This is a genomic window from Paenibacillus taichungensis, assembly GCF_047302525.1.
Taxonomy (GTDB): Bacteria; Bacillota; Bacilli; order Paenibacillales; family Paenibacillaceae; genus Paenibacillus; species Paenibacillus taichungensis_B.
Genome location: NZ_CP168020.1, coordinates 4,668,835 through 4,681,798 on the forward strand (window position 1 = coordinate 4,668,835; position 12,964 = coordinate 4,681,798).

A 12,964-nucleotide genomic window follows, 5' to 3' on the forward strand; every position below is an offset into this window, starting at 1 on the left:
TATAAACGCTGACACCAACAATTCTAGAAAAGGCTGGTGCGCGGTCATACGACGTCAGTTATTCCAACTGAGATAGGACGTTGTTGTTACTTTCAATATATTCTTGATACAACAGAAATGTTCAGCAAGTCTTGAGGCCAAACGTGTAATTTACAGCCTATTTGGCAGAGGTTCCGCTTGAGGCAGTGGACACGTTAAATGATTTCTTCACTGTTGTCCCATCTTGATCTGTCTCGTAATTGAATATAGTGCTATCCTTGGACCAGCTCGCAGATTTTAGTGTACCCTCCACATTACGTTGCTCGACCAGATTAAGCACATCCGGGTCAGCGGCAGGTTTAGAGTAGATGCTGATCTGATCGCCGAGCAGCATGACCAGATAGGAGCCATCGGGTGACTTCCATTCTTTTGGAGTCGTGGTGGCAAGTGCACCTGAATCCGTGGCAACCAATCCTTTATTGCCTCCCGATGCATCCATGCCTGTCTCGGAATCAGGACTCGTAACGCCCTCTGTCGGCTCTTCTACCTTAACATCAGGCATATCCTGAGAAGTTAATGATTGCGCGTCCCCATTTTCAGGCTCCGTTGCTCCACTCTCAGTAGAGCCTGCCGAAGGTCCGGTAGCAGATCCTGAATCCTGACTTTTTTGCTGATCCATACTCTGGGTACTATCAGCAGGATTGGAACTGGAAGGGGTGTTTTTCGTTGCATCACTCTTGTTCAATTCTGACCCCGTATCCGGCTGTTTAGGAGTTTGGTCTTCCTTCAATTCAGGTTCCTGCACCTTCTCTGAACCGTCTTCTTTAGGACCTACCTCTTGAGCTTGTTTATCTTGAGCGGATGGCTGACTTTCCGAAGTGTCAACCCACACGCTGTTATCGCTCTGTAGAGAGGAGGATGAATCTTCATTATTGATCTCTCTGCTCAGTGGATTTTGATCCTCATTCCCGCCTTCTTGAGTACTGCCAGTACTCATTATCATTTCTGCATTTTCAATCTTCTCTGGCTGATATCCGAAAATGGCAACGCCCAGTACAACAGCTGCTGCTGCGCCCATGGACATCCGGCCTGCCATAGAATTCAACCATTTTTGCTTCGGTTTCCGCTCACTTGAACGCTGTAAATTCTCAAACGCAGCAGGGACAGGACTCATTTCCTGTATTGTACTGCTTTGTTCCCTCTTCGCTTCGTCGATTGCATCCAGTTGCGGCATAATGGCATCAACCAGACTGAATCTCGGGGTTACCTGGGGCAAATATTCCAGTTCTCTGGAGAGAGCTCTGAGCAAACTAAAATTTTCGGCGCACTCCGCGCATTGGGCCACATGCTGTAGCATCTGCGCAGTTTCCGCCTCACCCAGATCATGATCCAGATACCGGTGCATCCATTCCACCACCTCTTCGCATTTCATCCTGTCACACCACCTTTCTGATACTCCTGTAGTAGATTCTGTAATTGCTGTCTGGCTCTAAATAAATAAGATTTAACCGTATTCAACGGAAGATCGAGGCAATCCGCAATTTCGTTATAGGATAAGTCCTGCAAATATCTTAGAACAATAACGGTACGATGATGCTCAGGTAGCTTGTTAATGGCATCCTGAATATCCTTTGCCACATATGTGGACATCACTTCGAATTCCACATCCTGATTGTCCTGAAAAACCATATCATGCTCGTCAATGGAGACGGAGGGCTTGGTTCTTCTGAATTTGTCAATACAGATATTCGTGACGATGCGCTGAACCCATGTCTTAAACTGGGCCTTTTCCTCATATGAATTAATCTTGGTGTAAATTCGGATCAACGCTTCCTGAGCAGCATCCAAAGCGTCTTGTTCATTATTTAGAATGTAATATGCGGTCCGATAAACATGCTGTTCACTGTCCCGCAATAGGGTAATTAGAGCGTCGCGATCGCCCGATTGAGCGGCTCTGATGAGTTCCGGCTCTACCACAAAGGATCCCCCTCTCCCTGCAACCTTACAGACGTGACCATCAATAAAATTGTTGCAAAGTTAAGTATTTTTTTTAGATATCATAAAGTAAAACTTCGGAGATTCCGCATCCGGATACCGCAAGAAAAACTTCCACTAAACGCGGTCTGCTTTCCCTGAGGTGCGTCGATAGACGTTTATCTTATATTGCCATAACAAAATAACGGCTTATGTATTGGGGCCGCTGAAATCTTCTCTTAGAATAACAGAAATTGCATAACGAGTCATCAAGCTAGCTCAAAAGTCATTCCAGTACTTACACGACTCAATTTAATTACAATGGCATACATTATAGCTAACCACACTTATAGCATTGAAAATAAAAAAGTTCAAATTTCGTACAAATTTAAGCTCATTTTAATGTAATTTTCATGAAAACAGTGTATTGTAAATTTACATTCATAACACGAGGTGATGAGCATGCCAGCTCTTGCAAAAATTCAAGCGTTAAAAGAACAAATGCCCAAAGAATATCAAAGCATATCCCATTTTGTGGAACATGCGTTGCAGTCTATTGATACCCTGGTTGAGGAACATCGGAAATACACCGCTGCACAGGCATTATACGGCGATAAAATCGTCGGATCGGAAGAACGCTTGTACAGAGAAACCGTGCTTGATGTACGAGCACAGCTCTTGCTGACGCTTGAGAAAACCGTAGAAGATCTGTTGCACAAAGGCGACAAACATTGGAGTAAACACTTCAAAGATGGCGTTGAATAATTCATTGTTATAAGTCATTCCAAAATTAGCCCGCTTTCCGGTATTCTCCCCGAGGAGTATACCGGAAAGCGGGCTTTTGGTTTCATTCTACGAGCAAATGATGTACTTCATACATAAAATTAATAAATGACAATTAGTTTTCCACCGACAAAACCTAATGCACGTATACCTGCCGAGCTACCTATATACCCACACTTCAATCTCACCCTTTGAACTCATCTCCTGGGTTATACTTGTTGGATCTCCCCAGGCCAAACGAGCCTGTTTTGAGACCATTATCATTCCAAGGTAATGATAATGGAATTCTGCATAACTGCTGAAAAAAAGCCAACGACACCAGTTGAAAACAGCAGCCATAATATTAGCTGCCGCTTGCCCTCTGAATATATCGGCTATTCTCCCCACCAGATTATTTGAGCCTTCGAGTTACCTCCCTCATGATACTTTAATTCATTCTCTGCGGGAATCTTTGAATGCTCAATAACTATGGGTACAGGGAAGCCTATGAACCGAACCCCCAATAATAAAACAAAACTGATCACAAGAATTCCAAACAGGGTAATAATAACACGTTTCATATTGCTCCCCTCCTCGAAAATCACCAAGATTGATTCCCAATTACAAACATATTGAAAAATTTCTCCCTAAATATAAGGAGGAGAAATCTTGGTGGCAAACTGATCCTGAATTTTCCTAAACTAGAATTTCCCGTTAGGGAGCTTAATGAATTAGCTACCGATATATGACGTGATACATGCCTAATCGTTAATGGGAACATGTTCTTGTCAAATACGGTAATCGGTACAAGTTCTTGTCCCTCGACAATGCTTCAATGTTTTTCTTTCTGGTGGACCATCAAACATGCTTTCAGAAAGCTCAAGATCGTCAGCAAAAAAAGTTCGTGAAACTAGGTTTAAGGTTTGGTAATCATCCACGTAACACCGAATTTATCTATAACTTCACCATAGTATGCACCCCATGGTTGCAAAGCAAAAGGATACTTGTTTTCTCCACCCTCACCCAGCTTGGCGTATGCCTCTCTAGCTTCAGACTCATTGTCATAGGTTAAAGCAAGACTGATGCTGCGGTTGCTGGATACCGGTTCAAAGGAATCGGAGATCATTAACATATTTTCTCCAGCTAACATCAAAGACAGATGCATAACTTTATCCTTCATCATTTCTTGAGTTCCTGGTGCCTCAGCAAATGTTTTAAGTGATAGAATTTCCCCACCGAGTGACTTTACGTAAAAATCCGCCTGGCTTCTTGCATCCTCCGACATTAGATAAGAGTTTAAATGTGCTCCCATTTTTTCAACAACCTTTCAATTTTAATTTGTCCTTCTATAATTACGACGAACATACATTGATGAAATCGACAAAGGAAAAATTTTTTAAAAAATTTCTTTACATGTTGAGTCCCAGAGTCTCGTAAGAAACCCCAGGGAATCATCATTAATTTTACTTATTATCCACACCGTTGCACCAGGTAATTTATACACTGATACCTGGAATAAGTACATTTAACATGTCATTAAGAGCATCTGTTCTTTTAGCTCTCCAATTTCTGTACATATCATTTAGTGTAACTCAAATTGAAAACCAAAATCTTAGACTGAGGAAAACATGCTATGTTTAAATCATATAACTGGCTGACAGAGAGTAATTAATCTATGATCTTTAACAAAAAAAAGGCTGTTAACTCCGATCCAATAAGTTTGGCATTTAGTTTTTTTGTATGCCCGAGCCCTTTTTTGCTTAGTAACTCTGCGTTGGGGAGTATGCTTGCAAGTGCTTGTGCCCCACTACGTAGTGAAGGCGGACTTTCGACACCTTCCAAAACGAGAGATGGTTGGGTAATCCCTTTTCCCAACTGAGTGGGTAAAGGCGTGCCAGACATATAGCCTTGCATCAATCGAGCATCGTATGGAAGCGTATGGGCAACAGACATGAGATTAGCCCATACGCCAGGCATGATACGCATCATGGATACGATCAATGCAGGAGCACCCATGCCTTGCGTCATAAAGTACTTGATGGCTTCTGCCCGTTTTTCTTCCTCGATCAATCGAGTCACCTGATCCAGGAAATCCTCAGGTGGTGTACGATCAGTCGCTTTTACGATGAACGGAGGCTCATGCAGAGCTAATTTGGTGATTTTAGCACCCTTCTCCGCAGCGTTCATAGCCAGAACCGCCCCGGATGATAGCCCCCATACGTACGCTTTCCCTCCGGCTTCTTCAATAAGGGCCTCTAGATCCTCAATTTCTCTCTCGATGGAATAATGTTCTCCGTCTCCACTGTCCCCTCTGCCACGCCGATCGTAATTATATACCGTGAACTGATCGGACAATTCCTTAGCTAACTGCACCTGGCCAGGAAACTTTCGGTAGCTGAAAGCTCCTGCCACGAGAATCAGCGCTGGTCCTTGCCCGATTTTGTCGTATGCGATTTTAGTCCCGTCTTTAGAAATGATGATATTCATGTTTAAATCTCCTTTAACATTAGAATTTGAGGTGATGAAATATGCAATCTTATGCATCTATACTTACACGACGAACACTCTTTATCGAAATCGACATTACTAAAAATTTTTATTTCATCTTCCCTGTACTGTTGTATCCACGACAATGAAAAAGCCGCCAACCCAGTTGGCAGCTGTATAAAAATTTTATTCCAACGTCGAAGCAGCCTGATTCAACAAGGAAGTTAATAATTTCTTGCTCCATTCTTGGCCCTCACGCAATTTATTCGTTTTTCGTTCCGCTGGTCCATCGAAACCTTCTGGGAATGTCAGTGCTGCGGTATTAAATATGGTGAAACTCACTGCATCCTTCGAAGCGGAAATGACGCCAACATATTTCCCGTCTTTCAGAAAATGTTATATTGTATCCGTTCCTGTGCATCAGGAATGACGGATTGTACAAGTTCTCGCAGTTCGTTACATAACTGGCGTTGCCAAGGTTCTTTCAATGGATTCGATGTATTCTGTAACTACGTGGTTCATGGTTGTATTCTCCTTTGCGGACACACTAATGTTGTTCCATTACAGGCCCAGTTGATTTTTCAATTCGTTTTCCATTCCGTAAGCCAATGCATGACTATTATTAACGACGGGGTCTTGGATTCGACGCAGTTCGATGCTCCCTTCTCCATACCCGTTCGGGTCAGGCATCCGTCTAGCCCAAGCAATAGCCTCTTCTTCAGATTCCACTTGAATGACCGTATATCCCGCTATGAGTTCCTGTGCGTTATTCAGCGGACCTGATTTCATAGCCGGTTGGCCATTCGGATCAGGAAACGTTAATTGCAACCCGTTATTGCTTGGATATAACATTTCATATGTGAGCAGAATACCCGCCGTATCAAGTTCTTGAAGAAACATTTCCAACGCTGCACGACTCTCTTGACTTGCATGGATGCCAGCTTCAGAATGCCGACTTGCTTTGGTTAACAGAACATATCTCATGCTTCTTCCCCTTCCCCGTGAAACGCTGGTTTGCATCTTGCAGCACGTTTAAGCAACAACACCCGTTCCTGATCATTTTGTGCGAGTGAGGCTGCGTATTGATATGCCTGATATGCCTCGTTGTTTCGTCCGAGCTTTTCGAGGAAATCTCCTTTCACGCTGGGCAGCAGATGATATTCTCGCAACGCTTTTACTGTTTCCAATTGCTCTACAAGCTGGAGGCCAAATTCCACGCCAAACGCCATTGCGATAGCTACTGCCCGGTTTAACTCAACGACTGGTGAGGGAAGAACCCGAGATAAGGCTTCATACAACGCGGCGATCTTGATCCAGTCGGTGTTCTCGGCAGTACGTGCCTCAGCATGGCATGCGGAAATGGAGGCCTGCAACGTATAAGGACCAAGTGGGGGACCGAACGATTTTGCACGCTCAAGCGCTGTCATCCCTCGACGAATTAATAGATGGTCCCATAATCCCCGATTTTGGTCCTGCAAAAGGATCGGCTCACCTGAAGAATTTACTCGGGTCCTAAAACGAGATGATTGAAGTTCCATTAACGCGACCAATCCATGGACTTCTGGTTCTTCCTTTGCAAGCTCTGCTAAGATTCGTCCCATCCTCAGCGCTTCTTGGCATAATAACGGACGTATCCAGGAAGTACCCGTTGTCGCGGCATATCCTTCATTGAATAAAAGATAGATCACTTCCATTACGGTTTTGAGGCGTTCCTTGAGTTCGATTCCTTCCGGAATCTGAAATTCTGCCCTGCCATCGCGCAATGTCCGTTTTGCACGCACGATCCGCTGGGCAATGGTCGGTTCGGCAGCGAACAGGGCACGGGCAATTTCATCGGTCGTCAGTCCACAGAGCAAACGAAGGGTTAACGAGAGGCGAGCTTCACGAGTCAATATCGGATGACACGTCATGAAGATCAATCGCAGAAGATCATCCCCCACTGCTCCATCCGATGCACTTATCTCTTGTTCATCAAACATGTCCGAACTGCGGCCGACCTCTTCATATTTTCGCTGTTGTACCTTGTTTCTTCGCATCATGTCAATGGCACGTCTTTTGGCTGCAGCCATCAGCCAAGCACCAGGATTATCAGGAATGCCCATTTCTGGCCACTTTTGTAGCGCAATGAGCATTACGTCTTGGGCAAGATCTTCAGCGAGTTCGATATCACGCACCATTCGGGTTAATACGGCAATGATCTTCGGCGATTCCATTCGCCAGATTGCATCGACCTTGCGATGGACATTACTCTCCATCATGGCTGATTACGTTGCTTTAATTGTGCAGTCAGTACTTCATGGGCGGCTAGCATTTTGGCATCATTCGTCAGATCAGTTCCTTCGAATACCTGCCTTAACTCAATCTGTCCCTCTCCCATTCCGTGTGGGTCAGGCATTTTCAGCGCCCACTCTATCGCCTCTTCCCGTGATCTCACCTCAATTAGTGTATATCCAGCAATCACTTCCTTGGATTCTGTAAATGGACCATCCACAATCGTAGGTTTTCCTCCAGGTTCCGGGTAAGAAATCTGGATCGCTCCAGAACTTGGATGCAGTCCATCTGCGGCCACCAACACCCCTGCTTTAGCCAACTCTTCATTAAACCGCATCATTGCTTCGAATAGTTCGGGGCTAGGCGGGTTCCCAGCCTCAGAATCCTTTGTTGCTTTGACAATCATCATAAATTTCATGTTTTCGTCTCCTCCTTCTTAATAGATGCTGTAAGATTCATTTCTCAGGCTCTCAACATAACGACGAATGCCAAACATCATAATCGACAAGTAAAGTTGAAAGTTTTAAAAAAAATCGAAAGTCCACTCCAGGATACCAATTAGTCACTAGTGTTTATTTGAATAATTCTTCTAAGTAGGTCTTTACACCTTCTATGCTGTGTAGTCACATTGTGACGGTAAATAACAAATCGTCCGCTTACTAATAAGTGCTCGTATGTAGAAAAAATGAAAAAAAATTCTTATCCTCAGCCTAGATTAGAGCACTTAGTTGCTTAAAACAAAAAAAACGATATAAGATATCTTTCATTTCTTCCAATTGCTTTTGATCCTCCATCCGAACTCCTCTTTTCCCCTCGCAAATGCCTTCCAACTAGCGGCAAACTCAACTCCAGGTAGTAAGGCTACTTGGAGCTATCAAGCTTAGAGCTAATATACGCTTGTGAGAGCGTGACATGTGCCAGTCCAGTTAAGAGGATACTCAAATTTATCAAACTAACCTGCCCGTTAGTTTAATGAAAAAGACAGCTGATTAATTGCCGGCTGTCTAGATTTAATTATCATAAATCGTCCTAATGGGGACTCACGGCAATTGTCCTGAAACAAGAACATTCGTTCTTAAATCATAGTTTTATCTTTTCTTGTGGGAATCCCCCTTGATTTACAAGGCTTTGCGCTGTTTTTTTTATCATTTACTGTGGAGCTATTATCAATTTGTGTGGTGACCTACAACGATCACCAGGTATCTCTCTAGCTCTCCTCAAAGCTGAGCCGAACTATTATTCGGTAAAAATAACCATTATCCTGCACTATAAAAAAATTCATTATGGGCTGTTTGGAACCAACTTATAGCGCACATCAATCTTCCCATCTTTGATCTTCATCTGAATCTCCCCCATTTGATCTGTTCGATAGATGGCTGTACCCGAATCTACAAGACGTTCAAGCACCCCAGGATTGGGATGTCCATATGTATTGTTGGACCCAGCAGATATCACAGATGCGGATGCATTCCAGTACTGTAACCAAGCTTCCGTTGACGATGTTTTGCTACCGTGGTGTGCAACTTTTAATACATCTATGGTGACAGGAACCTCCTCATGATTCTCCCCCGAATGACGTGTAAACATCTCCTGAACGGAAACATCTGCTAATGTAGCATCTGCACCGTATTGCCCAAACGAGGCTGCGAGCGATCCATCCTGAATCATATAGAGCAGATCCTGCTCGGCTGCAGCATCCATGTCTCCCGTGAACAATAAGGATGCGCCTGCCATTTCCAGCATAAAGACAACCGAATCATGATTCTGATGTTCCGAGACGGGCAATCTTTCTCCTGTATTCATCCCTTTCTCAAGATCCGGATATATAAAATGTAGTCTGGTCTCTCCATCAGGAGCGTAGGACATCCCTTGGCGAATGGCATACAACGGAATCCGCTTGTCTATAACGGTATCCAGCAATTTCTCGAAATTGGCTGTACCGCTGGTTGTCCCATTGAACATGAATCGTTCCACCGGGATCTGTTCGAGCACTGCCTGTAATCCCCCAGCATGATCCTGATCGGCATGGGTTACGATTACGGCGTCCAACCGATGAATCCCCCGCTTTTTCAATAAAGGAACGACCACCTTGGCCCCTACTTCGTATGGATCACGTCGTGTCTTCCAGGATTGTTCAGACTTCCCGAACTGGACTGTACCTCCACCATCGACCAATATATGTTTACCTTCAGGTGTTGTAATTAGTGTACTGTCTCCTTGTCCGATATCCAAAAACTGCACCACTCCTGTCCCCGCAGGTTGCGGTGTCTGGTACGCCCACCATAATCCCACCACAAAGCTGAGAGCCAGCAGCGCACACATCCATTTGTGGAAGACGTTCATCCGTTCACCAGAGTAAAAACCCGCCCCTCGCGCAGCAAATGCACTTGTATATTCCGGCCAGGCAATACTTGCACTTAATGTTGTCATCGAACCAGGACTAACCTCACGTCGACCTTTGTTTAATCCTTGTGATGATACATTAGACAACCCAGACAGCCCCAGAGCCCTTTCAGGCGTTCCTCCAACAAATCGGCGATCTAGTGGAGCCGTATCCTCTTCTGTGCCCTGAACAACAGGCTGGTCACCTCGGCCGCGATTAAGGACCCGCAAAAGTGCATAGAGAACGGCATAATATGCTGCAATCCACAGTAGCGATGGGGTAGCCCAGATCAGCACAAATCCAGGTAAACTGTTCATCCATTCCACACTTACAAAGGTCAATTTGTTCAGCATAATAGCAATCCACGCCAATGGTTTAGCCAGAGGCATCCAAAGAAACGATAAAATCAGGGCAACCGTTCCAAGAGGAAGTACAATGGCACTGATCAAAGATACAAGCAGGAAGTTTGCGACAAATGAAAGCAGTGAAAACTGGTTGAAATACAGAATCGTGACCGGAAAAGAAATGAGCTGTGCTGTTACCGTCACAGAAGCTGTTGCTGCAAGTCCTTTGGGCCAACTGCTAAATATCCGATTAATCAGTGGCATATAAATCATCAGTCCGGCTGTTACCAGAAAAGATAGCTGAAAGCTCACGCTTAGTAAAAAATACGGATTCCACCACATCATCAACAACGCTGCTGCACTGATCATCTGCAATCCATCCCTCGCAAGCCCGCGCCGCGCCATATACAAACCAATCATGGACATGATACCCGCACGAACGACCGATGGCGAACCGCCAGACAACAGTACATATGCAGGTATTAGCAACAACACAATGGTGAGCGATGTTTCTCGGGTTAACCTAAGCCAGGATAAAAGGAGCAGCAACGATGCGACATACACCGCGACATGTGTTCCGGAGATCGCCAATATATGAGTTAAACCAAGCTGTGAAAATTGTCCATATGTATCCGGATCGATATCATTAGCCATTCCGATAATCAAGCCTTTCATATAGCCCGCATGAGGTTCGGGAAATATCTGTTCTACCGCTGCGCCAAGCTTATGCCTGACGATGTCATTCCACCGGAGGATATTGAGTTTCCCCAGCCCTTCGGGCGGAACGGTGGTTACCGAGCTGGCCCCCTTCACTTTAAACAACCAATTAATATGAAGAGTCCTTAGGTAATTTCGATAGTCAAACCCACCAAAATTTCTGGCTTCGCCGGGAAGCGCAAGCGAACCCGTCAACGTTATCGTATCCCCTCGCTGCCACCCTGCTGCTTCTTGCTGTTCTTCTTCCTCAGCCAGGCGAACCTGGACCATTAGACGTTCTCTCACGTTAGGCGCTGTTCGCGCTTCTGACACTACTGTCGAGAGTCCATCGGATAGTGAAAGCATCGACGTGACCTGCATTTCAAAATCGGCCCGATCCCCATCTATGCGTACATCAGACATAAGCTTACCTTCAAAGGTAGCTGCATAACCGTCCAAATCCTCCGCAGCCATATGTGTGATATCGGGCAGACTGCTCCGATTCCGCGCATCATTCCATTCCCAGTGCACAGCACCGCCAACGAGTGCTCCGATCAGTAACAAGATGGACCAACCACGTATATCAATCCATCGTAGTAAAAGTGGCAGACAAACGAATGCCCCGATCATTCCCACGATCAAGGACCAACCCGATAATGCACATGCCATCCCACTACCGCATAACCAGCAGACGGTAAATACCAGTAAAGGCCTGCCTTTCATTTTCTCCCCCTCCTTTGTGTCACCCGTATGAACGCAGAAAAACCCCCGGCAGCTGATACAGCAACCGGAGGTTCTTCCCCGCAAATTCGAATATTATATTGGTTCTAATCACTTACCGTCATCATCGTCTCACGTGGAGGCTGGTAATTTCCCAGCTGACGAAACGTAATGCCTTTCTGCTTCATCATGTTTGTAACCTTGCCTGTATCCTTGGGATATGGGCGATGAAACACGATTTCTGTAATACCGCTATTCGCAAGCATATTGGAACAAGTCCAGCAAGGTTCATCCGTGACATATACAGAAGAGCCTTCGCGGTCAATTCGATCGGTGAACAAAAGCAAATTCTGCTCCGCATGAATGGTACGAATGCAGCGCTGCTTTTTAACCATTTCCTCCTGACCGTCGGTTACCACCAGCTCATATTCTTCCGAGATCATGCATCCTGCTTCAGAGCAGTCCGGAACCCCCATGGGCGCACCGTTATAGGCTGTTCCAAGCAGTTTCTTCCCCTGCACAAGTACAGCCCCAACATGACGGCGTGAACAGCGGGAACGGGTAGAGACCATATATGCGATGTCCATGAAATACGTATCCCAGTCTTTGCGTACGTCTGCCGTGCTCATAACCGTTTCCCTCCCATCGGATACAAGTTGAACCCATCCTTCGTTCTTATGTCATTTCCAATTCAACTTATATCCTAATATTTAATATTGCGTGATTACCTGATCTGAACATAAGGAGCCATTTTCTCCAGCATCTTCATTCCGATTCCTTTCACCTTGGTCAGATCGCTGACTTTGGTAAAAGGACCATGGGAATTACGATAATCAATAATGGCTTGCGCCTTTTTCTCCCCAATTCCAGGAAGGTCCATAAGCTTCGCTGCCGGAGCTGTATTGACATCAATTTTGCCATTGTCGACAGCTTCATTGCTCACCAAAGCTTGGTTATTGTCTGGTGAAACAACCGCTGCCTCGGATTTCGTTTGTGTCCCATCAGTAGAAGTATCCGTTTGCTTAACTGCAACTGTCTGATCAGCCACTTTCCCTGCTGTGGCATCAACCTGATTAGTCTCTGCAGGGGCCTCTGTTGTTGACGGTCTCTGTTCTGAATCGGAAGCCTTCGTTTGTTCCTGAACCAAAGTAGCCGACTGTACAGCAGGGGTTTCCTGCTCTATTGTCGGCTTCTCGGTGGCGAGCTGCATAGGTTCCCAGCCAGAAGGCGGCTGTTCACTTTTGCCCGACCATAATATCAGTATACATCCGACCACCGCAGCAGCAATGGTCATCCCCTTGTTCCATCTCATTTCTTCTACACCTCTCCCTGGATTCAAAATAAATCT

The 12,964-nt window shown here is 45.2% G+C and carries 13 protein-coding genes; 1 reads left to right on the forward strand and 12 read right to left on the reverse strand.

Features of this window, described 5'->3' with window-relative positions:
- Positions 1 to 157 precede the first annotated feature (157 nt).
- Both ACDJ58_RS20910 and ACDJ58_RS20915 read right to left on the reverse strand, forming a co-directional pair.
- The gene (locus ACDJ58_RS20910; protein WP_413372714.1) at positions 158 to 1,411 is read right to left on the reverse strand and encodes a zf-HC2 domain-containing protein; all 1,254 of its coding nucleotides are present in this window, start codon (positions 1,409 to 1,411) and stop codon (positions 158 to 160) included.
- Positions 1,408 to 1,956, reverse strand: a complete 549-nt coding sequence (locus ACDJ58_RS20915) for an RNA polymerase sigma factor (protein ID WP_413372715.1) — start codon at positions 1,954 to 1,956, stop codon at positions 1,408 to 1,410. Before ACDJ58_RS20915 ends, ACDJ58_RS20910 begins: the two co-directional genes overlap by 4 nt.
- Before the next feature lie 459 nt (positions 1,957 to 2,415).
- Here ACDJ58_RS20915 and ACDJ58_RS20920 point away from each other — a divergent pair, with 459 nt between their 5' ends.
- Positions 2,416 to 2,718 (forward strand): hypothetical protein, encoded by a 303-nt coding sequence (locus ACDJ58_RS20920; protein ID WP_053781298.1) that lies wholly within the window; start codon positions 2,416 to 2,418, stop codon positions 2,716 to 2,718.
- A 392-nt stretch (positions 2,719 to 3,110) separates the two neighbouring features.
- Here ACDJ58_RS20920 and ACDJ58_RS20925 read toward each other — a convergent pair whose 3' ends face one another.
- The 10 genes from ACDJ58_RS20925 to ACDJ58_RS20970 all read right to left on the reverse strand — a co-directional run bounded on the left by ACDJ58_RS20925 (position 3,111) and on the right by ACDJ58_RS20970 (position 12,928).
- Positions 3,111 to 3,296 carry a hypothetical protein gene (locus tag ACDJ58_RS20925; RefSeq protein WP_379443674.1) on the reverse strand — a complete coding sequence of 62 codons (186 nt, stop codon included), beginning with the start codon at positions 3,294 to 3,296 and terminating at the stop codon, positions 3,111 to 3,113.
- A 335-nt stretch (positions 3,297 to 3,631) separates the two neighbouring features.
- A complete protein-coding gene (locus ACDJ58_RS20930) occupies positions 3,632 to 4,027 on the reverse strand; it encodes a VOC family protein (protein ID WP_413372716.1) in 396 nt (131 codons plus the stop codon).
- A 356-nt stretch (positions 4,028 to 4,383) separates the two neighbouring features.
- Positions 4,384 to 5,202, reverse strand: a complete 819-nt coding sequence (locus ACDJ58_RS20935; protein ID WP_413372717.1) for an alpha/beta fold hydrolase — start codon at positions 5,200 to 5,202, stop codon at positions 4,384 to 4,386.
- A 186-nt stretch (positions 5,203 to 5,388) separates the two neighbouring features.
- Positions 5,389 to 5,544 (reverse strand): hypothetical protein, encoded by a 156-nt coding sequence (locus ACDJ58_RS20940; protein ID WP_413372718.1) that lies wholly within the window; start codon positions 5,542 to 5,544, stop codon positions 5,389 to 5,391.
- Positions 5,545 to 5,763: 219 nt separating this feature from the next.
- Entirely contained in the window at positions 5,764 to 6,186 is a 423-nt protein-coding gene (locus ACDJ58_RS20945; protein ID WP_413372719.1) for a YciI family protein, read from the reverse strand.
- Positions 6,183 to 7,460 (reverse strand): RNA polymerase sigma factor, encoded by a 1,278-nt coding sequence (locus tag ACDJ58_RS20950; protein WP_413372720.1) that lies wholly within the window; start codon positions 7,458 to 7,460, stop codon positions 6,183 to 6,185. Before ACDJ58_RS20950 ends, ACDJ58_RS20945 begins: the two co-directional genes overlap by 4 nt.
- Complete coding sequence (locus tag ACDJ58_RS20955; protein WP_413372721.1) at positions 7,457 to 7,891, reverse strand: YciI family protein; 435 nt, start codon at positions 7,889 to 7,891, stop codon at positions 7,457 to 7,459. Before ACDJ58_RS20955 ends, ACDJ58_RS20950 begins: the two co-directional genes overlap by 4 nt.
- A gap of 863 nt (positions 7,892 to 8,754) precedes the next feature.
- The gene (locus tag ACDJ58_RS20960) at positions 8,755 to 11,619 is read right to left on the reverse strand and encodes a ComEC/Rec2 family competence protein (protein WP_413372722.1); all 2,865 of its coding nucleotides are present in this window, start codon (positions 11,617 to 11,619) and stop codon (positions 8,755 to 8,757) included.
- 104 nt (positions 11,620 to 11,723) lie between these two features.
- The gene (locus tag ACDJ58_RS20965; protein WP_076288061.1) at positions 11,724 to 12,245 is read right to left on the reverse strand and encodes a deoxycytidylate deaminase; all 522 of its coding nucleotides are present in this window, start codon (positions 12,243 to 12,245) and stop codon (positions 11,724 to 11,726) included.
- Between the two features lie 95 nt (positions 12,246 to 12,340).
- Positions 12,341 to 12,928, reverse strand: coding sequence for a ComEA family DNA-binding protein (locus ACDJ58_RS20970; RefSeq protein ID WP_413372723.1), 588 nt, complete (start codon positions 12,926 to 12,928; stop codon positions 12,341 to 12,343).
- Positions 12,929 to 12,964 lie beyond the last annotated feature (36 nt).